A 22,853-nucleotide genomic window follows, 5' to 3' on the forward strand; every position below is an offset into this window, starting at 1 on the left:
CGCGGCAGCTTTGCTGCCGCGCCGAAACCGAATGGAAAAAGAGCTCAAACATGCCGCTCAATCTGGGCTAGGGAAGTGGTGAGTTTATCTAAAGACAGTCCATTTTTTAGACTGATCCTACGTCAATCATCTTCAATAAGATAAGATTCTGAGGTTATTTCTTTATTTTTGCAACAAATTATTCACATGCAAAATTATTTAGAATTCAATTTCAAGATTTCTCCGCTTCAGCCGTGGAACGAAATATTAATGGCAGAACTTATCGAAATAGGTTTCGACAGTTTTACAGAAGAAATTGATGGTATTTTAGGATATATTCAGACCGAATTATTTAATGAAGAAGCGTTGAAAGCATTGCCACTTTTTCAGAATGAAGAAGTAAAAATCGAATACACTTTCGAAGAAATGCCAAATATCAACTGGAACGAAGAATGGGAAAAGAATTTCGAACCCATTAATATTGATGATAAAGTTCTTATTCGTGCAGAATTCCATGAATCTGTTCCTGGAATGCATGAAATTATCATTCAGCCAAAAATGTCTTTCGGAACGGGACATCACCCAACAACGCATTTGATGATCCAGCAAATGATGGATATTGATTTCAATGGTAAAAAAGTATTGGATATGGGTTGCGGAACGTCGGTCTTGGCAATTTATGCAAAACAAATCGGAGCCGGAGATACAAAAGCCATCGATATTGACGAATGGTCGGTGGAAAACTCAAAAGAAAATGCAGTAAGAAATAATGTAGAATTAGACATCGAACAAGGAACTGCAGATAATTTAGGCAAAGAAAATTACGATATTATTTTAGCGAATATCAATAGAAATATTTTAATTTCAGATATTCCGACGTATGTTTCTGTGTTGAATGATGGCGGAAAATTATTGCTTTCAGGATTATGCTTCTTTGATGTTGATGATATTTTGGAAGTTTGTAAAGAGAATAATTTAACACTTACCAAAAAACTTCAACGTGAAGAATGGGTAAGTTTATTACTTGAAAAATAAAAAGAAACACTGCAAAATATTAATATGAAAACTTTATTTACGGTTTTATTTTTATTCATTGTTCAGATTTTTTCTGCTCAGGAAGAAGAAATAGAATATGCAAACGGGATTTTTAACTTTCAAGAAAATAAAACACAGAAAATATTCACCGACTGGACGAGAATTCGACAATTTCCCAACGTAAATGCTCAGATTTTAGATTCGCTGCAAACCAATCAGCAGGTTTTAATTCTTAAACAAGATGAAACGATTCTGAAATTGGGTGAAAGAAGAGCCAATTGGTATAAAATCTCTTACCAAAAAGACGATAAAACTTCTGAAGGATACGTTTGGGGCGGAAATCTTTGTGTAGGCTACCGAAATAAAAATGGCTATGATTTTCTGTTTGGTTTAACGAAAACGATCAACAAAAAAGATAAAGAATATCCGCAAATCATCAATGCGCAAAATATCGCGGCCATAAAAGTAGTGGAAGGAAATACGTTGATCGATGAGGTTTCTTTTGATACTGGTTCTGCGGAAAGCTTGAGCTATGGAACATTTAACATTGAAAGTAATCATAAACTGCAAAATGTAGAATTGACTTTAAAAGCGATGGTTTCCGGTGAAGCATGCGGAATTGCAAGCTATGATCAATATGTTTTATTTAAGGATAAAAAACTGATCGCTCTGCCGCAACTGATGAACGTTGGAGATGCCGATGTATACTATCACTCCGAAGAATTCGTTTTTCCGAACGATAAAGGCGGAATTCCGAACGCATTCATCTTTAAAATGGAAGAAATGGAAAAAGATGATAAAGACCGAGAAAAGAAGAAAAAAGCCTCGAAAATCTATCTTTGGGACGGAAATTCATATAAGCTGAAATAATATTTACTTTAAATCTGAAAACCACTGTATATTTACGGTGGTTTTTTTATAGTTTTTTGGAGCTATTTCCCGCTTTCCATTACAATTCCTCATTGCGCGGCTCCACTTCTTTCCGCCGCTCCATTGCGGGATTTTCATTGCAATCGGGGCTAGGGTTGAGGTCACTTATTTAAGTAGTTGGAAAGAACCACCAATTTTGTCATCCTGTAAGAATCTAAACAAGAATCTTTCTTTTCTATTTTCTAATATTGTGCTTAGATGTCTACCTCGATGACAAACAAAATTAAAATGTTCCCGCGTTTGAAAGTGAACCGATAAAATTTTAAAGTCTCAGTCTCAAAACTTAAAATAGATCAGCTTTTTATTATCTTTTATAAGTGGAACGGCTTTGCCTAAATTATAAAATTGATTTAATCTGAATCGGCGAAACTTCGTTTTGTGAAACTTAAAACTTATCATAACCATAAAACTTTGTGGGCTTTGTTCAGAGTGTAAGGCTTTTAATTTTTATAGTTAAACCAGCTAAATATTGCTATCATTTGCTGAGTAGAACGCCATTGCGACCGAAAATAGGTGTAACGGGATGTAAAGTCTTAGCGATCGATAGCGTTAAAGAGAAAATTAACAATTGCTTTAGTTTTGTTTTCTTATACTATGCTTAGATCCCTACGGGGATGACAAACTTTGTGGATAGTCCCTAACTTTTGTAACTCATCATCCATTTTAAACATCTTTTGAAATAGAAATTCAAAGTGAAAAAACAAAAAACTCACAACAGAAGTTGTGAGTTTAAGTGAGCGCGAAAGGATTCGAACCTTTGACCGTCTGCTTAGAAGGCAGATGCTCTATCCAGCTGAGCTACGCACCCTAAAATTGTCGGGGCGGCAGGATTCGAACCTGCGACCTCCTGGTCCCAAACCAGGCGCGATGACCGGACTACGCTACGCCCCGATTGAGGTCATCTTTTTAACAAGAATTACCTTGTTTTTTGTGGTTGCAAATGTATAACGTTTTTTTGAATTATGAAAATAAAATTGCAATAAATTTTGATTAATTTTTTCGACGTACTTTTTTATTACCTTTACCTGATTAATAACCATTATTTTAGATGAAATTTAAATGAAAAAGAAAACTTTTCTTTTGTTGCTATTGCTGATAATAATTTCATTTATTTCTAATTTTTATATTCAACAAAAGCTCTGTGAAAATCTTTCAAAAATAAAAACAGAAAACATCAAAAATTTAGACCATCATTCAAATAAGAATTTCAATAAAAATAGAATTGAAAATATTGGTGAAAATCTTCAAGAGGAATTAGTAAAATTGAATGGTAATCACAGCGAAATTAAAATAAGAAATGATGTGTTTACTTCTTCTGGAATAAAGTTGTGTACGTAGAGAATAAGAGGCTTAGAAATAGAATGGGAGATTAATTCTTTTCAATAAAACTAAAATTCAAAGATTTGAAACTTTTATTGAATCTTAATACTTCTTTTAATTCGTAGAATTGTTAGATTTGAATACCGAATTTGATATGTAATCAATAGTCGGTTAAGAAGAAATATAAGAACAAAAAATTGTAAAATGGCTGACGTATTTGAAAATTTCCTGTTCTCAAAAGGTTTACCGGCTGAGGAAATCGATTTTTCTATGCAATTCTTCCAACAGATTAGTTTAAAAAAAGGTGATTTTTTTATTCAGGAGGATAAACACTGTTTTCATGTTGGGTTTATTGCTAGCGGCGCTGTAAAAGCGTATGCTTTGGATAAAGATGGAAAAGAAAATATAACTTGCTTCAAGTTTGAAAACGAATTTGCCTCTTCATTTCCAGAATTTGTAAAACAGGAAAAATCTAAAAGGAGCATCAAAGCTATAGAAGATTGTGTAATTTACAGTATAAACCATTCGGATTATCAGCTTCTCCTAAGTAAGATGCCCGCTTGGAATGTAATTATAAAGTCAATAATGGAATGGGAGTATACTCAAAAGGAACTCTATCTGCTGAATTACAATAATAAATCAACTTTGGATAAATACCTCCATATTCTGTCTCATGAACCGATGTTGATTCAGCGTATAACGACTCAGGATTTGGCATCATACCTTGGTGTTGCTCAAAGATCGCTTACAAGAATAAAGAGCCAAATACATAAACCTAAAGTTTTATAGGACAAATGTCCTTATGTGATACAGATTAGTAAGGTAGATTTGCATAAAAAAATAATGCTACATCAAGTTGCTCCCGAAGTATTCCAAATCCCACTTATGCCACGAAACAGTATCAACTGTTATATTATCGAAGGTGTATTGGTAGATTCTGGAATACGCAGTTCATATACCAAGGTGAAGAAAGTACTTCAGAAAATTCATGTTTATCAACATATACTTACGCATGCACATGCAGACCACCAGGGCTGTAGCGATCAGATATGTGGTGAATTTGCGATCCCTTTGCTTTGTCATCCAGATGAAGTTTTTAGAACTGAAACTGGTATGGTCACTAAGGACTACCCAACTCCAGAACATTGGGTAGCAAAGCTTCAACAGAAGTATTGGGCAGGTCAGGGACATAAAGTTAAACTTACAATCGTTGAAAATGATATGATAGGTAACTTTCGGGTAATAGAAACTCCTGGGCATTCAACTGGTCATATTTCTTTGTTCCGCGAGCGAGATGGTGTGCTGATCATTGGTGATGTGGCAACAAATATGAACTTGCTCACAACGGCAACCGGTTTGAGGCTTCCTCCAAAAATATTCACCTCGGATCAGCAGGAAAATGTCAAATCTCTCCAAAAATTAGCAAAGCTTAGCCCTTCTATTATTTGTTTCGGACACGGACCAATTATGAAAAATACAAATCGAAAGTTTGAGCAATTTGTGGCTAAATGCAGCGCAGTTATTCTTTGATCTTAGAATTAAGACAATAACTCCATCTTTTTGGACAAAAACTTAATAGTCCTCAAATTTTGTACTTAATACGTTATTTCGAAATTTCTTTAGAAGAAAAATTTTAATCTAAAAACAAAAAAAAACTCACAATAAAAATTGTGAGTTTTATGTGAGCGCGAAAGGATTCGAACCTTTGACCGTCTGCTTAGAAGGCAGATGCTCTATCCAGCTGAGCTACGCACCCATTGTGGGTTTTGATTCTCGCTTGTTATTATAATAAATAAAAGCTATTGTGTCGGGGCGGCAGGATTCGAACCTGCGACCTCCTGGTCCCAAACCAGGCGCGATGACCGGACTACGCTACGCCCCGAAAGATATATAGAAAAAGCGGAGGGTAAGGGATTCGAACCCTTGCGACACTTTCGCGTCGACAGTTTAGCAAACTGCTCCGTTAACCACTCCGGCAACCCTCCTGTTTATCTTATTTTTTAATGATCGTTGTTCCGTTATTGCGAGTGCAAATATAGAACAGATTTCTTTATTTACCAAATATTTTTCAAGAAAATTTTGCGTATTTTTGATGGAATAAATGATTAAAAAAATAGACCAATGCGTAAGACATTATATATCATCGGATTAAGTACTTTTGTTTTTTCATGTACTTCTCAACAAAATGTAAAAAAAAGTTCATACAAGCCGAAGACCCCAGTATCACAGGCAAAAACTCCGGTAAAACCTCAGACTCCTGAAAAACCAAAACCTCAAATTACATCTGACCACGGAGTAGAATTTTTTACTACCAATATCGCAGATCCAACTAAAAATGATAATACCGCAAGTTACGGTTCCATCGTTTCGGCAAAACCTGCAGGATATAAGGTGGTGAAAACCTATTTTCCGGCAATTGCACAGAATTTCAGACAAAAATATCTGATTCTTCATTACACAGCTTTACCGGATGATAAATCGATCACGGTTCTTACCCAACAGAATGTAAGTGCTCATTATCTTGTAAATAATACAGGAGATAACGAAATCTATCAATTAGTAGACGAAAACAAGCGTTCTTATCACGCAGGAGTAAGCACTTGGAGAACTGATAAAAATCTTAACGATACATCGATTGGGATTGAAATTGTAAATGCAGGATACACTTCGGATGCAACGGGTAAAAAAGTTTTTGCAACTTTTGATGATGCTCAGGTAAAAAAAGTAGCGGCTTTAGCTAAAGATATTATTACGAGATATCAAATTCCGGCGACCAATGTATTGGCACATTCGGATATTGCTCCAACGAGAAAACAGGATCCTGGACCAATGTTCCCTTGGAAAAAATTGTATGATGAATATCAAATTGGGATGTGGTACGATCAGGCTGCTAAACAGAATTATTATGATTTAGCTACTTCCACAGATTTTCAGACGAAATATATCGACCCAACATTTATCTATAGTGTGCAGACCCAATTGCAGAAATTTGGGTACGGACTTGATTTAAGCGGAAAATGGGATGATGCGACCAAGAAGACCATTGAAGCCTTCCAATATCATTTCCGTCCGCAAAACTATGACGGAATTATGGATGCTGAAACATGGTCTATATTACAAGCTTTGAATCTAAAATATTCTACAAAATAAATAATTTTAAAGCGCATCGATAAGATGCGTTTTTGCTATCTTTAAGCCACAAAAAAATTAACATTATCTGTAATGGAAAATTTCAGAAAAGAGAGTGATTTGCTGGGGGAATTAGAAGTTCCTTTAAATGCATATTATGGAGTTCAGACACAAAGAGCAATCAATAATTTCAAGATTTCGGGGCAGCTTTTGTCTTCGTATCCGGATTTTATCAAAGGATTGGCTTTTGTGAAAAAAGCGGCGGCGAAAACCAATTATGAATTAGGTTTGCTTGATGAAAATTTGTATTTCAAAATTGCTGAAGCTTGTAATGAAATTATCGAAGGAAAGTTTCATGAAGAATTTCCTGTTGATATGATTCAGGGAGGAGCGGGAACTTCAATCAATATGAATGCAAATGAGGTAATCGCTAACATTGTTTTAGAAAAATTAGGTAAAAATAAAGGGGAGTACGAATTCTGCTCGCCAAACGATCATATCAATCTTTCACAGTCGACCAACGATGCGTATCCTACCGCGATTAAGATGGGATTATTGCACATGAATGTTGGTTTGGCTCAAAGATTAGAAAGTATTGTAGATGCTTTCCGTGCAAAAGGAAGAGAGTTTCATGATGTTATAAAAATGGGAAGAACGCAGCTTCAGGATGCAGTTCCAATGACTTTAGGTCAGGAATTTGAAGCGTATGCGGCGACTTTGGAAGAAGATATTTCTAAATTAAATAATAACGCCAATCTTTTCGTTGAAGTAAATATGGGCGCAACTGCCATCGGTACAGGATTAAACGCTCCGATCGGTTATGCTGCGCTTTGCGCTAAAAATTTGGCTGAACTGACTGGTTTTCCTGTAGTTTCTGCACCCGATTTGGTGGAAGCAACTCCAGATACAGGTTCTTACGTCATTTATTCTTCTGCGATGAAGCGTCTTGCCGTGAAATTATCAAAGATTTGTAATGATCTGAGATTGCTTTCGTCAGGACCTAGAGCAGGCCTTTTTGAAATCAATTTACCTCCGATGCAGCCGGGATCTTCCATTATGCCTGGGAAAGTAAATCCTGTGATTCCGGAAGTGGTGAATCAGGTATGTTTTAAAGTGATAGGAAATGATTTAACGGTAACTTTTGCTGCCGAAGCCGGACAATTACAGCTTAACGTGATGGAGCCGGTACTTTCTCACGCGATCATGGAAAATATCAATTTCCTTTGTAATGCCTTGGATACTCTTCGCGATAAATGCGTGGTTGGAATTACGGCTAACAAAGAGGTTTGTTTAAATATGGTAAAACACAGCATCGGGATCGTTACGGCGCTTAATCCGTACATCGGTTATAAACAATCAACAGCTATTGCTAAAGAGGCTTTGGCAACGGGAACAAGTGTTTATAATTTAGTGTTGGAAAAAGGAATTCTTTCTCAGGAAAAATTAGATGAGATCCTCGATCCGAAAAATATGTTGAAACCACATAGTAAATAATATTCTGTGAGTAAAATCAAAAAAACAGTTCAGGCACTTCAAAATATAGCACAAGAACCTAGTCTGCTGAATTTAGTACTGAACGACAAAGAAGTCAGAAAAAAAGAATTTCTTAAAAAATATCCGCATTTAGAAACGCTTCCTCAAATCAGTTTATTAGATTTGAGCGAAGATTTTGATGAATCTATTGACATTTGCTTTTTGGATGGAGCTTCTCTGCCGACAGATTTGGCACTGCTGAAAACCTTGGCAAAAGGGAAGGAAAGTTATTTTGAAATCGGAACCTGGAGAGGGGAGAGTGTTTGGAATGTCGCAAAAGTGATTGATGACTGTACAACGCTTAATCTTTCAAAAGAAGAGATCATTGCTTTAGGAATTGATAAAAAATATGCCGAACTTCACGGCATTGTTTCTAGAAAAAATCCTAGTATTCTTCATTTAGAAGGAAATTCAAAGGCTTTTGATTTTAAAGGTTTAGATAAAAAATACGATCTTATTTTCATCGATGGCGATCATTCTTACGAAATGGTAAAAAATGATACCGAAAAGGTTTTTGGCAATTTAATTCATGAAAATTCTATCGTTGTATGGCATGATTATGCTTTTAATCCTGAAAAAATACGTTATGAAGTTTTCCAGGGAATCTTAGATGGAATGCCGAGTAATTTTCATAAAAATTTGTATCACGTTCAAAATTCTTTGTGTGCAGTTTTCATGAAAGGTGATTTTAAAACGAAAAAATTTCAGAGTTTAAACGAACCTGAATTTTTATTTGAAGTTAATTTGAAAATTAAAAAGTGAGATTTTTAATCATAATTCCAGCTCATAATGAGGAGGAAAATCTGCCGTTTACTTTAGAGTCTTTAGAGCATCAAAGTTATAAAGATTTTAAAGTCATGGTGGTAAATGACGGTTCTACAGACAAAACAGCGGAAGTTATTAAAGATTTCACCGACAGAGATTCTCGTTTTGAAACCATTAACCTTCAAAAATCAGCGCATCAGCCGGGTTCTAAGGTGGTGAATGCTTTTAAAAATGGCTTAAAAACTCAAAATATAAATGAGTTTGATATCATTTGTAAGTTTGATGCTGATATTATTCTTTTCGAAAATTATCTTCAGTCTGTACAAAATGCTTTTCAAAATAATCCGACATACGGTTTGGTTGGCGGATTGTTATATATTGAAACAAATGGCGAATGGGTATATGAAGGGAATTCTAATAAACATCATGTGAGAGGCCCGATGAAGGCATATCGAAAGGAATGCTTTGAAGCGATTGGCGGTTTGCGGGAAACTTTGGGCTGGGATAATATCGATTCTATTTTGCTTGAAAATTTAGGTTGGAAAGAAGTTGTTTTACCTGAATTACACGTGAAGTTAATTAAAGTAAAAGGTGCCGATTACACGGTGAAAGCTTCGGATTATTACGGAAGATATTTCTACTTTTTAGGATTAAGAAGATTCTTAGCGTATGTTGCTTCCGCAAAAGAGGCAATGAAAAGCAAATCAGTTTCTTTTTTCTTCCAAATCATAAAATCGTACGAGAATTGCCGCTCTCAAAAATTAGAATTAAAAATTTCTGAACAGGAAAGAAAAGTAATCAACGATCAACGCTGGAAAATGCTGAAAAAGAAATGGCTGAAAATGTAATTGTATATTTCATTTGTGAAAATATCCTATAAGTCCCGAAGGGACGATTTAGAGTAGGATAGGATGATAATCCTATCATTACAACAACCAACGATGAGAGATGCGAGAAAATAAATGGCTGAAAATATAACGATTTGTGCCATTTGTGGAAATATTTGTGTAATTAGTGTTTAGAAATAAAATTGAAAAAAATAGCCTACATAGAAATTGATACCCATGCTGAAATTGCCCAAAGTTTCTTAGAAATTATGAGAGATTCAACGGAATTTTTGGTAGATTATTATTATTCAAAAAAGATAAAAAATCAGATTAATGATTATGATGAATCTGTATTTTTATCAGATAGTTCTATGATTTTGGAACAGTTAAAGATGAAAAAATATGATCTTATTATTGTGGGAACTGTTCATCGCTATTTTAATACTTTTCAGACTATTGCCGAAAAATATAATACTACTTTTATTGTTCATAATATTAATTTTACTAAAATTTCAAAGCTAGATTTAATTAAAAATATTTTCAAAGAAGATCTTATTTATCGCTTAAAATTATGGTGGAAAGAAGGACTTTTTTATACTTCAAAAGCTTATGAGAAGGCTAAAAAGCTCTTAGTTTTAGATGAAGAATTGTCATCAGATTCATACCAATTTCTACCTATTTTTTATACAAAAAACGATGCTTTCTCAGAAAGTAATATTCTGACAATTATTATTCCTGGAGGGGTTTCACAAAAAAGAAGGGATTATTATTCTGTTTTTAATAAGATTAAAGAATTAGAAAAAAATAGTAAAGAGGGAAATACAAAAATTAAATTACTACAATTTGTTTTTTTGGGAAAAGCTGTCGGAAATGAACTTACGGAACTTATTAATTTGGAACGTAGCGTAGAATATATTTCTATTCAATATTTTTCAGAGCGTGTTTCGCCTGAAGACTTTGAAAGTTGGATGCGAAAAGCAGATGTTTTATGGTGCCCGATTCAAGAGGAGACAATGTTTTTTAGCCAGAAGGAAATTTACGGAAAAACGAAAATGACGGGTAATCTGGGAGACACGATTAAATACGGTAAACCTTCTATTTTTCCTGCGAATTATTCTTCAAAATTAGATTTTATTATTCCTGAAAAACAGGACATTCTGGAGCAATTCCAAACTTTGAAACAAACTCGTTTTGATTTTCAAACGGATTATAATAAAAATACGGTTCAGCAAAAATTAGAAAATGTTCTGAATCAGCTAATTTCTACTTAAATTTCAATACACTTTTAATGAATTTCATATTCAGATAATCCTCAATTGGGAATACTTTTGTGAAATAATTTCCAATGTAAATAAGGATTAAAACAACCGATGGCTTGTAAATCAGGTTAATAAAATTGTTGTTAAATGTCGGAAGTACAATCGCCACCGTGATCGCCAAAGTACAGATAATCGACACGAAAATCATCTCAATCGTCAACGGTGAAACTTTAAACATAAAGTAATTGAAAGCGATTTTAATAACGTTATAAGTTGTCAGGGAAATAGCGGTAGATAAAGCAATCCCGATCAGTTTGAGGTCGGTATTTTTAATGAAATAGTAATTAAGGCCAATCGTTAATCCTGCTAATAAAAGCATGACCAGAATATTGAATCGGTAATATTTTGAAAGCGAGATAATATTTCCGTTGAATCCTGTCGCAAGATCGATCAATACGGCAGATCCCCAAATCCAAACCACAGGTTCGTATTCTCTCAGCATGACTCCGTTTTTAGGCATAAACTGAGTCAGGAAGGGAAATCCTACCATGATGCATGAAAAAAGAACTGCTCCTAAAAAATATAAAGTTAAAGACGTTTTTTTATGAAATCTATCCAGTTCTTCCATATCGCCGTCGGCTAGCGTTTTGCTAATAATTGGTGCTGAAATGTTGAATAATCCTAATTGTGGAATTGAGATTAAAGAGATCAAAGCGTATAAAACAGCATAAATTCCGTTTTCCTCCATTCCTAAGAATTCACCAATCATAAAGCTATTGATGGCTAAATAATTTCCAAATGTTCCTAAAAACCCAAAGAAACTATAATTGAAAAATTCTTTCCAGAAACCATCTTTTTTAAAATAATCTGTACTGAAATCTAACTGAATTTTTTCAAGCTTATTCGTATAATAAATGTATCCGAAAAGCATTAATGAAAACATTCCGAAGAAAAAAGCAAATGCCAGCTGTTGAGACAAAGCAAAGTAAAAGAATAAACAAAATGCTCCAAGATTGGCAATTTTCGGAAAAAGATTATCGAAAATATTAGAAACAACGATTCTTTTATAGTTTGATGTGTATTTGTTGAAAATAGCACAGAAGGATAAAATTAAAATTAAAGGTAGAATCAGTTCTTTGATTTTCCAGGCTTCCAGATTTTTAAATTTTGGAAAGAAAAAAGGAAGAACGAAAAATACCAATGTGAAAACAACGAAATTTATTAAAATAGCCATTAAAGAAAGGGAAAGCATATTCTGCTTTTTACCATCCTGATCTACTTTATGAAAAAATTTCACATTAGAATAAGAAACACCTAACACCACAAATGGAACCAACATTTCTGCGGTAGGCAAAATATAACGTAGTTTTCCGTAAAATTCAAAGTCATTCGGGAAAATAAAAATCGCCGAAATGGTACCTAACAAAAAACCAATATAACCGATGATGGAATATTTGAATCCTTGTCTTGCAACTACGCTCATATTTTAGTTTTAAGTGTTATTTAGGTATAAAAATAATGTTGTTTATGTACTCTGTTTTATTTTTTTCGTCGTTTGTGTTTTTTATAAGAATTTCTTCAGTTAGTTTTTCAAGCCCAAAAGTATGTCTGTTGAGATATTTTGCATCATATCCCCAGGATTCTACTTCGGAAATCTCATTCCAGATTGGAGTTTCATGGTGTCTCTGTTCCATTTCTACCATTAAAGTCGGTAGAAATTGTTGAATGATCTTTTTTGCGCCGTTCAATGTTTTCATTTCGTTGCCTTCAACATCTATTTTGATGAAATCCAGTCTTGTGAAATGCTCAATCGCTGCCCATTCATCCAATTTTATCACTTTTACCTTTTCGGTGTAGCTTTTTTCTTCGCCTTTTTCCTTGTAGGCGGTGTTTAGCGTACCTCTTGAAGCGATCATTTTCCCGTTGATGACGGGAACTTTAAACTCAGCAGTCGTATTTTCGTCAGAAAGTGCCAAAGGCAAAACCCTCATCGTCGGAAAAAGCCTTTTTAATCTTCGGTACAGCTTTTTATTAGGCTCAAAAGCGTAAATATTGTCGCTGATCAATTTGTTTTCCAGCTGATACAAAAATGTTCCCACGTTTGCACCGATGTCAAAAATTACTGCATTTTTTGGCAGAAATTCCTTTATCCATACCAATTCAGGTTCTACATTACGTTTAGAAAAATTATCCTTTGTAAGATTATTTAAGCTTTTAAAATATCTTTTTTTGTAAAAACTAGGACTGATGTACTGTAGCTTTTCTGCAATTTTTTGGTATAAAGACATCCCTGGATTTTTTAACGATCAGCAAAGATAATCAAAAATGTTAAACTAATGTTAAAAGAGGTGAAATGTAATGAATTGATTTTCAGTTATAAAACTTTAGTGTCTGAAATTTTATAAATTGATTTTTACCGTATTAATAGTTGTTATAAGAATGGAGTGTTAAGAAAATCATTAAATGGTTTCATTAATTTAAAGAGTTTAGTTAAATTTTTAATTGAACTTTCATTTAAAACTTCTTCATCTTTCAGATTGTAAACAACAATAAAGTTTTTCAGTTTTAAATATTCTGCCATTGTATCTTCTTTTTCAAATCCCTGAGGAACTTTTTTCAATTTATCTGCCTGATCTAATTCTGGAAAATGTTTTTTGAACTCTTTATTGTTTAAAATTTTAATAAAATCATCTCCGTATAAAGAAATTTCTTTTCTCAATTCTTTTAAAACAGAAGATTCCGGCATATAAATTCCTCCTGCGATAAAAGATTTTTCTGGTTCTAAGTGTAGATAATATCCGCCTTTCTGGCTTCCTTTTCCCATTCCCAAAGAAGCTCCGAAATTGGTTTTGTAAGGAATTTTATCTTTAGAGAATCTCGTATCACGATAAATTCTGAACAAAGATTTTTTGGCATCTATTTTTCTTAAATCTTCATCGAAATCGGCCATTTCATTAATTAAATCTTCCAAAAAGGAGATTACATTTTGTTGAGATTCTAGATAAAGGTCTTTATTTTCGTTGAACCATTCTCTGTTATTATTTTTGGTAAGTTTCTTTAGGAAATCAAAAGTTTTTGGTGATAGGGTAGCGGACATATTTTTTTATTTAACATCAAAATTAAATAAAAGTCTGTATACTTTAAGCGATAATATTTTTAATTATTTCTAATAATGGATGTGAAAATTGATGAAATCAATAACAATTTGATGTTTCAACTTTTATTAAAATAAAAATAAAAAAAATATCGTTTTTCTGCGGAAATTATAAAAGGCTTGTGGGTTTTGAATATTAAATTATTGTTTCTGTAATAATAGTTAAAAAGAAATCCAAATAATAATTGTATCTTTGCAAAAATTTTAAAATATTTAATGAATTTATTTACGGAAACCAATTTAAGTCCTGACATTCTAAAGGCAATTGGCGAACTGGGTTACGAAAGCCCGACAGAAATCCAGAAACAGACTATCCCTTTTATTCTTTCAGATATTCGCGATCTAATCGCACTTGCGCAGACAGGGACAGGCAAAACAGCAGCGTTTTCGCTTCCGATTTTGGATATGATTGACGAGACGAGTCGCAAAATCCAATTATTGGTGCTTTGTCCGACACGAGAATTATGTCTTCAGATTACAAAAGACATTAAAAATTACTCTAAATACATGAGAGACATCAAAACGACAGCAGTTTATGGTGGAAGCAGTATTATGGAGCAAATCAGATCTTTGAAGGATAAACCGCAAATTATTGTGGGAACTCCGGGTAGAGTGATTGATTTAATTAACAGAAAAGCGCTAGACTTTTCGGCAATTCATTGGTTGGTTTTAGACGAGGCTGATGAAATGCTTTCAATGGGTTTCAAAGACGAATTGGAAACAATTTTGAGCGAAACTCCTGAAACGAAACAAACTTTCTTATTCTCGGCTACGATGAGTAAAGAGGTGGAAAGAATTTCTAAGAATTATTTGACAAAACCACACAGAATTTCTGTAGGTTCTATTAACGAGGTTAAAAAGAACATTAAGCATGAATATTATGTGGCAGGATACCGTCAGAAAAAAGAAGCTTTGAAGAGATTGATCGATTCTAACCCGAATCAATATTCAATCATTTTCTGTAGAACAAGGATGGAAACTCAGGAAGTTGCTGATTTCTTGATGCAGAATGGTTATGCAGCAGATGCACTTCATGGTGATCTTTCTCAGGCTCAGAGAGATACGGTGATGAAGAAGTTCAGATTGAAAAACATCGATATTCTTGTAGCAACAGACGTTGCAGCGAGAGGATTGGATGTAAACTCTCTGACTCACGTTATTCACTATTCTTTACCTGATGATCCGGAAGTATTCGTTCACAGAAGTGGTAGAACGGGGAGAGCAGGAAAAGACGGTGTTTCAATTGCTTTAATTAAGCCTGAAGAAAGCAGAAAATTAAAACAGATAAAATCAGTAACTAAAATTGAGATCAATGAGGCTAAAATCCCAACGGGAGAAGAGGTGATCAAAGCTCAGGTAGGTGGTGTTTTTGAAAGTCTGTTTGAAGTACATGAAGATTTCTTTGAATTTGATGATGCTTTAATTCCTGATTTGTCAGCGTTTTCAAAAGAAGAATTGGTTCACAAATTACTTCAGTTCCAATTGAAAGACCTTGCTCTTTATTACAAAGACAGACATGATCTTGTAGAACAGAAGCTAAGCAGCAGAGATGATGATGGCGGAAGAAGAGACAGAAGAGATCGTGACAGAGGTAGAGACCGCGATAGAGGTGAGAGAAGCGAGAGAGGAGACAGAAGAGAGCGTGGTGGAAAACCAAGAAGAAAAAATGAAAACATGGTAAGATTCTTCTTTAATCTTGGTAAAAAAGATCAATTGAAGAAACTGGATGTTTTAGATATCATCAATAAAGCTACATCAAACGGTAAGACGAAGAAAAGAGCTGAAATCGGAGATATCGAAATTTTAGAGAAATTCTCTTTCTTCGAGGTTGAAAAATCGTTCAAAGGAGATCTTTTGAGCAACATTCAATCAATGAAATTCAGAGGTAAAGATATGAGAGCTGAAGAGGCTAACTAAACTCATTTTCAAATATATAAACCGGCTTTAATGCCGGTTTTTTTGTATACTAATGAAGTGTGAATCCAATGTTAACAAAACTTAATGTTATATAGTTTCAGGTAAGATGGTTTTTTAGGAAATTTGCAGTCAAAATTATAAAAACTTTACAATGGGAATTGGTAATATTTTCCACGCTTTTCAACCGAAAGATAAAATCTTCTTTGTGCTTTTCGAAAAAGTAACAGAAAACCTGGTAGCAATGTCTGAGGAATTCAATCACGGAATTAAAGATTTCGATCTTAATGATGATTCTATGTTGAAAAAGATGAGCGATTATGAGCATAAAAATGATGAGCTTACTCACGAGATCTTCGTAGAATTGGGGAAAAACTTCATCACTCCTTTCGATAGAGAAGACATCCACACGTTGGCAACAGGTTTAGATGATATCGCAGATTATATCTACGCATCTACAAAATATATCTTCCTTTACAAGTCGCCTGAAATGAAGGCGTATTCAGATTTCTCTTTACTAATCCACAAAGCATGTCTTGAAATTCAGAATGCAATGAAAAATCTTAAAGGTTTTAAAAACATGGAGCAGGTAAAAGAAGCTTGTATTAAAGTAAATTCTATTGAAAACATTGCAGACGACCTTCTTTCAAATTCTATGGTAGAATTGTTCGAAACAAACGATGCGATCAACATTATTAAAATTTCATCTGTACTTAATTATCTTGAAGTAGTAACCGACAAGGCTGAAGATGTTGCCAATACGATTGAGAACATCATGATTAAATACGCTTAATTTAATAATTATAATTAAACAATGGAATTTCCGATTTTACTTATAGTTATTATTGCTTTGGCTTTGATCTTTGATTACATTAATGGTTTTCACGATGCAGCCAACTCAATTGCGACTATTGTTTCTACAAAAGTTTTAACTCCGTTCCAGGCCGTTCTTTGGGCAGCACTTTGGAATTTTGCAGCTTTCTTTATCGCTGCGTATATTATTGGAGAGTTTAAAATTGGTAATACGATTGCCAAGACAGTGAATGAAAATTTTATCAACCTTGAAGTAATATTTTCCGGTTTGGTTGCGGCCATCGCATGGAATTTATTGACTTGGTGGTTTGGTATTCCTTCATCTTCATCTCACACTTTGATTGGTGGATTTTTAGGAGCAGCACTAATGCACGCTTTCATGATGGATTATCATGATGTAGCTGCAGCACAACCTGCGTTAGGAACATGGGCTACTTTGAAAGAAGCTGCTCATCAGGTAACCACGCAAAGTGTTGTAAAATTTGACAAAGTAATTCCTATTTTCCTGTTCATTTTCATGGCGCCGATCATAGGGATGATTATTTCAATTATCATTACCTTAATCATTGTTCACCTTTATAAAAGATCAAACCCACACAAGGCAGATCAGTCATTCAAGAGATTGCAGTTGGCTTCTTCGGCGTTGTTCAGTTTAGGTCACGGTTTGAACGATGCTCAGAAAGTAATGGGTATTATTGGGGCAGCAGTGATTTATTATCATGTTAGCATTCTTCAGGATGCAGAATACTTGAACGTAGCTTCTGCTGATCGTTTCGATTATTTTGCACAGCATTATATCTGGGTTCCTTTGGTATCGTTCTTAGCGATTGGTTTAGGAACAATGAGTGGGGGTTGGAAGATCATCAAAACAATGGGGACTAAAATTACAAAAGTAACTTCATTAGAAGGGGTAAGTGCTGAAACTGCGGGAGCGATCACGCTATTCATTACCGATCATTTTGGTATCCCAGTTTCTACAACACACACCATTACAGGTTCTATCATTGGGGTAGGTCTTACGAAAAGAATATCTGCCGTAAGATGGGGAATCACAGTAAGTCTTCTTTGGGCTTGGGTTCTTACCATTCCTATTTCGGCTATTGTTGCAGGAGTTACTTACCTCTTGGTGACATTTTTCTCTTAAAACATAAATTTTAAATAATATAAAAGCTTTGCTCATTTTGGGTGAAGCTTTTTTGTTTCGAAAAATGAATATTAGATTATTTGACATTGTCGAATTGTTTTTAGGAGCAATTTCCCGCTTTTCACTGTATCTTTTTGGTTACGGCTCCGCTTCGCTCCGCCGCAACCAAAAAGGATGTCGTTGCAATCGGGGCTATGATTTCAGTTATGACTTGAATATTGTGGGATAAATTAAAAGTAATGAATTGTCAATGACAAAATTCAATTCGGTGTTTTATAAAACAGTGAGGATTTTTGTTTTATAAAGCCCTGAAAAATTGTATTTTTGTTAAAACTATTAGAATTTATGGAATTTTTAGACAGATACCAACAGATTGTTGCTGACGCCATTGCTAAATATACTTTCAAAGACAAACCTACGGAGCTTTATGATCCGATGAACTACATTATTTCCCATGGTGGAAAGCGTCTTCGTCCGATTATGGTTTTAATGGCTTGCGATCTTTTTGGTGGCGACTTGAAACAGGCAATTAAACCTGCTTTGGCGATTGAATTTTTCCATAACTTCACACTGATCCATGATGATATTATGGATGAAGCGCCTTTAAGAAGAAATAAGCCAACGATTCATACATTACACGGTATCAATGTGGGAATTCTTTCAGGAGACGGATTAATGTTGAAAGCTTACAAGTTTTTTGAAGATCTTGAACCTGAAATTTTCAAAGCTTGTATCAGAATTTTCACGCATACAGGGTTACTTCTGTGTGAAGGTCAGCAATATGACATCAATTTTGAAACTCAGGATAACGTAACTTTTGATGATTATATCAGAATGATTACTTATAAAACTGGTGTTTTAAGTGCTTCGTCATTTGAAATCGGGGCAATGATTGCAAAAGCAGATTTCAAAGATGCTAAAGCTATTTTCAACTTTGGAAAACACATCGGGATTGCATTCCAGATTATGGATGATTATTTGGATGTATTCGGAGATCAGTCGCAGTTTGGTAAAAAGCACGCTGGAGATATTTATGAAAATAAAAAGACGGTTCTTTACCTTTTGGCAAGAGAATATGCAACGGAAGAAGAATTAAAAGAACTTGATTATTGGTATTCTAAGAAAACCGATAATATCGATAAAGTATATAACGTTGAAAAGATCTTCAGAAGAACAAAAGTTGACGAGAAAGCATTGCGTTTGATCGAAAAACACAACGAGATCGGACAAAGCTATCTTCAGAAAATTGATATTCCGGAAGAAAAGAAAAAACCGTTTGCAGAATTGGCAAACTATTTATTGAGAAGAGAAAGCTAAATTAGGTCGCAGTTTATAGGTCGCAGATCACAGTTTACCTGCAACCTATAAGCTGCAATCTCATACCTATACAATGAAATTCAGGACAGAAGTTGATATAAAAGAATCGAAGAAGAAGATAGATGTTGAGGATAAAATATTTTCAATAGGTTCCTGTTTTGCGTCCGAAATGTCAGATTTGTTCTTGCAGGGACAGCTTCAGTCGGTAAACAATCCATTTGGGACTATTTTTAACCCATTTTCGATCAATAATTCCATTAAAAGGCTTCATGATTCAGATTTTTATGAAGAAGAAGAATTAATTACTTTTAATGATGAATTTATTTCTTTGGATCATCATACCAGTTTTGATACCCGATACCTTCACCAGACTTTAGAAAAGATTAATACTAAAATTGTTGAAGGAAATCAGTTTCTTCAGGAAACCAATTGGGTAATTATCACATACGGGAGTTCATTTATTTACGAATTTGTTCCGAAACAAAAATTGGTGGCCAATTGTCACAAGATTCCGCAAAAATTTTTCGAAAAAAGACTGCTGAGCTATCAGGAAATATCTGAAGCTATCTATAATACGATTCTGAATTTGAAGGATATTTGTGTTGATGATGTTCAGATTTTATTTACAGTTTCGCCAGTTCGTCATACAAAAGACGGAATGGTTGAAAATCAGTTGAGTAAGTCTAAATTAATTACTTCTATCCACGAAATGATTGATGGTTTAGATTACTGCCATTACCTTCCGATTTATGAAATATTAATGGATGATCTTCGCGATTATCGTTTTTATAAAGAAGATATGATTCATCCTAATAATCAGGCGGTTAATTATATATTTGATAAGTTCGGGGAAGCTTATTTTTCAGATGAAACTAAAGATTTTATCAAAGAAAATTTTAAAATTCATACAGCTTTAGAACACCGAACTAACGACGAAAAAGATCCTAAATATATTGAGTTTAGGGAAAAATTAAGTCAAAGAATTGAAGTTCAGCAAAAGAAAGTAAAGCATTCGATATTTAAGGTTTAAAGTTCAATGTTTAATGTTATGAGTTGGAATGATTGATTTTACAAAACTTGATTATTTAAAAGTAGGAAATGACAGACAAAGAAGAGCTTATTCACTTCTGAATAAACATCGGTTATTTGAGAAGTTAAAGTTTTATTCTCCAATCTTGGCAGGAACAATTCCTATTGAAATTGATGTTGAAGGAAGCGATCTGGATATTATTTTTGAAGTTGATTTCAGATTTGAAGAAGATTTTTTGGATGATTTAATGTTCAGCAAATTTATTCCCAATGATGCAGAAGTTAAAGTTGAATATCCAGTTATCAACGGCGAAAAATGCATTACAATAAATTTTATATTGGAAGACTTTCCCATCGAGATTTTCGGACAAAATAAACCTACAATTGAGCAAAATGCTTATCGCCACATGATTTCCGAACACAAAATATTACAGGAAAAAGGAGAAGATTTTAAACAAAAAATAATAGAATTAAAGAAAAAAGGAATCAAAACAGAACCCGCTTTTGGAATATTGCTGGGTTTGGAAAATCCTTATGAAGATCTATTAAAAATGTAATAAAAAATGATTGATACACATACTCATTTATACGCAGAAGAATTTAATGAAGACAGAAAAGAAGCAATTCAAAGGGCTTTAGATAAAGGAATTACAGAGTTTTATCTCCCTGCAATTGATTCAGAATCTCACGAAAAAATGTTGCAGTTAGAAGCAGAATATCCGAACCAAATTTTTTCAATGATGGGTTTACATCCTTGTTATGTAAAACCTGAAAGCTGGGAAAAAGAACTGGAAATCGTTAAAAATTATTTGGATCAAAGAGCTTTCCCCGCGATTGGAGAAATCGGGATCGATTTGTATTGGGATAAAACAACGTTGGATATTCAGGTAAAAGCTTTTGAGCAGCAAATCGATTGGGCAATTGAAATGGATTTACCTATTGTGATCCACACAAGAGAAAGTTTTGATGAAACTTTTGAAGTATTGGAGAGAAAAAAGCATCCAAAATTAAGAGGGATTTTCCATTGCTTTTCAGGGAATTTAGAACAGGCAAAACATGCCATTGACCTTAATTTTATTTTAGGAATAGGTGGAGTAGTGACGTTTAAAAATGGTAAGATCGATCAGTTTTTGAATGAAATTCCTTTAGATAAAATCGTCTTGGAAACAGATTCACCTTATTTGGCGCCAGTTCCACACAGAGGAAAAAGAAACGAAAGTTCATATCTTGATTTGGTAGCCGGTAAATTAGTGGATATTTATAATGTTGATTTTGTTGAAATTGATAGAATTACAACGAAAAATGCGAAGAAAATGTTCGTTAAAATTTAAAATAAAAGCCTTCGCAATCGGAAGGCTTTCTTTATTTCTTTCTCGTGAAATTTTTATTCTTAGGCTTTTTAAAACCAACCGAAGCTCCTGCCGAAGCGGGTTTTTTATTCCCTCCTCTTGAAGAAGAACCCGGTCTTTGTGATTTTGGTCTTTCAGAACCTGCAGAAACAGGTTTATTATTAGAGTCCCTTTTCTGAGCCACAAGATTATCTGTATGGAAAGGGTGATCTTTCACAATAGGAATTTTCATTCCGATCAGTTTTTCTGTATTTTTTAGGTTTAATAAATCTAAACCATCCACAAAAGAGATTGAGTTTCCTTCTGCACCTGCTCTTCCCGTTCTTCCGATTCGGTGAACATAGGTTTCAGAAACGTCTGAAAGCTCAAAATTAATAACGAATTTCAATTCATCAATATCAATTCCTCTTGCTGCAATATCAGTCGCTACAAGAACTCTTGTTTTGCCTGATTTAAAATTGTTTAAAGCATTCTGACGGGCATTTTGAGATTTATTTCCGTGAATGGCTTCTGTAGAAATTCCGTCTTTCTGAAGTTTTTTTGCAATTTTATCGGCGCCGTGTTTCGTTCTTGAAAATACCAAAACAGATTCCGCAATATCATTTTTTAAAATATGAGCCAAAAGGTTCAGTTTGTCTTCTCTCTGTACAAAATAAACGGATTGATTGATCGTTTCTGCGGTCGAAGACACTGGCGTAACTTCTACTTTTACAGGATTATTTAAGATCGAATTTGCTAATTTCTGGATTTCAGCAGGCATCGTTGCAGAGAAAAATAAGGTCTGTCTTCTTTGAGGTAAAAGTTTGATAATTCTTTTCACATCATGTACAAAACCCATATCAAGCATTCTGTCGGCTTCATCTAAAACGAAAATTTCAAGATTTTTTAAGCTGATGATTCCTTGTGAAATAAAATCTAATAATCTTCCAGGCGTCGCTACTAGAATATCAACTCCTTTTCTCAAAGCAGCTTCCTGATTTCCGGGTTTTACACCACCAAAAATTACTAAATGTTTTAAAGGTAAATATTTTCCGTAAGCCTGAATGTTTTCTTCAATTTGTATCGCCAATTCTCTTGTTGGAGTTAATATTAATGCCTTAATATTTCTGTTTGACGTTTTATTTTTAGAAAGGTTCTGTAAAATAGGAATGGCAAAAGCCGCCGTTTTTCCTGTTCCTGTCTGAGCGCATCCCAAAAAGTCTTTACCCTGTACAATTTCAGGGATCGATTTTTCCTGAATGGGCGTTGGGTTGGTATATCCTTGTTCCTGAATTGCTTTTGCAATAGGCTCTATTAAGTTTAAATCTGTAAAATTCAAATGAATTGTTTTTATAATTAAAGTAAAAATTCCTTCAA

21 protein-coding genes and 5 tRNA genes are annotated in these 22,853 nt (G+C 34.1%); 17 read left to right on the forward strand and 9 right to left on the reverse strand.

What is annotated here, in order from left to right:
* Window positions 1-186: 186 nt before the first annotated feature.
* Both prmA and ABEG63_RS19355 read left to right on the forward strand, forming a co-directional pair.
* A complete protein-coding gene (gene prmA / locus ABEG63_RS19350) occupies window positions 187-1,014 on the forward strand; it encodes a 50S ribosomal protein L11 methyltransferase (RefSeq protein WP_346586995.1) in 828 nt (275 codons plus the stop codon).
* 24 nt (window positions 1,015-1,038) lie between these two features.
* Window positions 1,039-1,884 carry an SH3 domain-containing protein gene (locus tag ABEG63_RS19355; protein ID WP_346586997.1) on the forward strand — a complete coding sequence of 282 codons (846 nt, stop codon included), beginning with the start codon at window positions 1,039-1,041 and terminating at the stop codon, window positions 1,882-1,884.
* A 794-nt stretch (window positions 1,885-2,678) separates the two neighbouring features.
* Here the strand turns inward: ABEG63_RS19355 and ABEG63_RS19360 are convergent.
* Together ABEG63_RS19360 and ABEG63_RS19365 are read right to left on the reverse strand one after the other, a co-directional pair.
* Window positions 2,679-2,752 (reverse strand) — tRNA-Arg (locus tag ABEG63_RS19360).
* An 8-nt stretch (window positions 2,753-2,760) separates the two neighbouring features.
* Window positions 2,761-2,835, reverse strand: a tRNA-Pro gene (locus ABEG63_RS19365).
* Between the two features lie 168 nt (window positions 2,836-3,003).
* Here ABEG63_RS19365 and ABEG63_RS19370 point away from each other — a divergent pair.
* The 3 genes from ABEG63_RS19370 (at window position 3,004) to ABEG63_RS19380 (ending at window position 4,794) form a co-directional block, all read left to right on the forward strand.
* Window positions 3,004-3,282 carry a hypothetical protein gene (locus tag ABEG63_RS19370; RefSeq protein WP_346586999.1) on the forward strand — a complete coding sequence of 93 codons (279 nt, stop codon included), beginning with the start codon at window positions 3,004-3,006 and terminating at the stop codon, window positions 3,280-3,282.
* Between the two features lie 186 nt (window positions 3,283-3,468).
* Window positions 3,469-4,053 (forward strand): Crp/Fnr family transcriptional regulator, encoded by a 585-nt coding sequence (locus ABEG63_RS19375; protein WP_346587000.1) that lies wholly within the window; start codon window positions 3,469-3,471, stop codon window positions 4,051-4,053.
* 54 nt (window positions 4,054-4,107) lie between these two features.
* Window positions 4,108-4,794, forward strand: a complete 687-nt coding sequence (locus ABEG63_RS19380; protein ID WP_346587002.1) for an MBL fold metallo-hydrolase — start codon at window positions 4,108-4,110, stop codon at window positions 4,792-4,794.
* Window positions 4,795-4,946: 152 nt separating this feature from the next.
* Here the strand turns inward: ABEG63_RS19380 and ABEG63_RS19385 are convergent.
* The 3 genes from ABEG63_RS19385 to ABEG63_RS19395 all read right to left on the reverse strand — a co-directional run bounded on the left by ABEG63_RS19385 (window position 4,947) and on the right by ABEG63_RS19395 (window position 5,249).
* Window positions 4,947-5,020: transfer RNA gene (locus tag ABEG63_RS19385), tRNA-Arg, on the reverse strand.
* Window positions 5,021-5,071: 51 nt separating this feature from the next.
* A tRNA-Pro gene (locus ABEG63_RS19390) sits at window positions 5,072-5,146 on the reverse strand.
* Between the two features lie 18 nt (window positions 5,147-5,164).
* Window positions 5,165-5,249 (reverse strand) — tRNA-Ser (locus ABEG63_RS19395).
* 136 nt (window positions 5,250-5,385) lie between these two features.
* Here ABEG63_RS19395 and ABEG63_RS19400 point away from each other — a divergent pair.
* The 5 genes from ABEG63_RS19400 to ABEG63_RS19420 all read left to right on the forward strand — a co-directional run bounded on the left by ABEG63_RS19400 (window position 5,386) and on the right by ABEG63_RS19420 (window position 10,789).
* Window positions 5,386-6,414 (forward strand): N-acetylmuramoyl-L-alanine amidase, encoded by a 1,029-nt coding sequence (locus ABEG63_RS19400; protein ID WP_267405109.1) that lies wholly within the window; start codon window positions 5,386-5,388, stop codon window positions 6,412-6,414.
* Between the two features lie 72 nt (window positions 6,415-6,486).
* On the forward strand, window positions 6,487-7,887 hold the full coding sequence (aspA, locus tag ABEG63_RS19405; RefSeq protein ID WP_267405110.1) for an aspartate ammonia-lyase: 1,401 nt from the start codon (window positions 6,487-6,489) through the stop codon (window positions 7,885-7,887).
* Window positions 7,888-7,893: 6 nt separating this feature from the next.
* Entirely contained in the window at window positions 7,894-8,688 is a 795-nt protein-coding gene (locus ABEG63_RS19410) for a class I SAM-dependent methyltransferase (RefSeq protein WP_346587004.1), read from the forward strand.
* Window positions 8,685-9,539, forward strand: coding sequence for a glycosyltransferase family 2 protein (locus ABEG63_RS19415; protein ID WP_346587005.1), 855 nt, complete (start codon window positions 8,685-8,687; stop codon window positions 9,537-9,539). Before ABEG63_RS19410 ends, ABEG63_RS19415 begins: the two co-directional genes overlap by 4 nt.
* A 182-nt stretch (window positions 9,540-9,721) precedes the next feature.
* Entirely contained in the window at window positions 9,722-10,789 is a 1,068-nt protein-coding gene (locus ABEG63_RS19420; RefSeq protein ID WP_346587007.1) for a hypothetical protein, read from the forward strand.
* Here the strand turns inward: ABEG63_RS19420 and ABEG63_RS19425 are convergent.
* From ABEG63_RS19425 to ABEG63_RS19435, 3 genes are all read right to left on the reverse strand, one after another.
* Window positions 10,782-12,260 carry an oligosaccharide flippase family protein gene (locus ABEG63_RS19425; protein ID WP_346587008.1) on the reverse strand — a complete coding sequence of 493 codons (1,479 nt, stop codon included), beginning with the start codon at window positions 12,258-12,260 and terminating at the stop codon, window positions 10,782-10,784. The two genes, ABEG63_RS19420 and ABEG63_RS19425, sit on opposite strands and share 8 nt — an antisense overlap.
* 16 nt (window positions 12,261-12,276) lie before the next feature.
* Entirely contained in the window at window positions 12,277-13,065 is a 789-nt protein-coding gene (locus ABEG63_RS19430) for an FkbM family methyltransferase (protein ID WP_346587010.1), read from the reverse strand.
* Between the two features lie 143 nt (window positions 13,066-13,208).
* Window positions 13,209-13,874 (reverse strand): DUF2461 domain-containing protein, encoded by a 666-nt coding sequence (locus ABEG63_RS19435; RefSeq protein WP_346587011.1) that lies wholly within the window; start codon window positions 13,872-13,874, stop codon window positions 13,209-13,211.
* Window positions 13,875-14,147: 273 nt separating this feature from the next.
* Between ABEG63_RS19435 and ABEG63_RS19440 the strand changes: the two genes are divergently transcribed.
* The 7 genes from ABEG63_RS19440 (at window position 14,148) to ABEG63_RS19470 (ending at window position 21,479) form a co-directional block, all read left to right on the forward strand.
* Window positions 14,148-15,848, forward strand: coding sequence for a DEAD/DEAH box helicase (locus ABEG63_RS19440; RefSeq protein ID WP_346587013.1), 1,701 nt, complete (start codon window positions 14,148-14,150; stop codon window positions 15,846-15,848).
* A gap of 151 nt (window positions 15,849-15,999) precedes the next feature.
* Window positions 16,000-16,638, forward strand: a complete 639-nt coding sequence (locus ABEG63_RS19445; protein WP_267405118.1) for a DUF47 family protein — start codon at window positions 16,000-16,002, stop codon at window positions 16,636-16,638.
* 21 nt (window positions 16,639-16,659) lie between these two features.
* The gene (locus ABEG63_RS19450; RefSeq protein WP_346587015.1) at window positions 16,660-17,802 is read left to right on the forward strand and encodes an inorganic phosphate transporter; all 1,143 of its coding nucleotides are present in this window, start codon (window positions 16,660-16,662) and stop codon (window positions 17,800-17,802) included.
* 345 nt (window positions 17,803-18,147) lie between these two features.
* Complete coding sequence (locus ABEG63_RS19455; RefSeq protein ID WP_312390889.1) at window positions 18,148-19,119, forward strand: polyprenyl synthetase family protein; 972 nt, start codon at window positions 18,148-18,150, stop codon at window positions 19,117-19,119.
* A gap of 73 nt (window positions 19,120-19,192) precedes the next feature.
* Complete coding sequence (locus ABEG63_RS19460) at window positions 19,193-20,149, forward strand: GSCFA domain-containing protein (protein WP_346587017.1); 957 nt, start codon at window positions 19,193-19,195, stop codon at window positions 20,147-20,149.
* Between the two features lie 28 nt (window positions 20,150-20,177).
* Window positions 20,178-20,705, forward strand: coding sequence for a DUF4269 domain-containing protein (locus tag ABEG63_RS19465; RefSeq protein ID WP_346587019.1), 528 nt, complete (start codon window positions 20,178-20,180; stop codon window positions 20,703-20,705).
* Between the two features lie 6 nt (window positions 20,706-20,711).
* Window positions 20,712-21,479 carry a TatD family hydrolase gene (locus ABEG63_RS19470; RefSeq protein ID WP_346587020.1) on the forward strand — a complete coding sequence of 256 codons (768 nt, stop codon included), beginning with the start codon at window positions 20,712-20,714 and terminating at the stop codon, window positions 21,477-21,479.
* Window positions 21,480-21,510: 31 nt separating this feature from the next.
* Here the strand turns inward: ABEG63_RS19470 and ABEG63_RS19475 are convergent, their stop codons facing one another.
* Entirely contained in the window at window positions 21,511-22,815 is a 1,305-nt protein-coding gene (locus ABEG63_RS19475) for a DEAD/DEAH box helicase (RefSeq protein WP_312390772.1), read from the reverse strand.
* Window positions 22,816-22,853 lie beyond the last annotated feature (38 nt).

The sequence above is a fragment of the Chryseobacterium sp. C39-AII1 genome, from assembly GCF_039672645.1.
Lineage (GTDB): Bacteria > Bacteroidota > Bacteroidia > Flavobacteriales > Weeksellaceae > Chryseobacterium.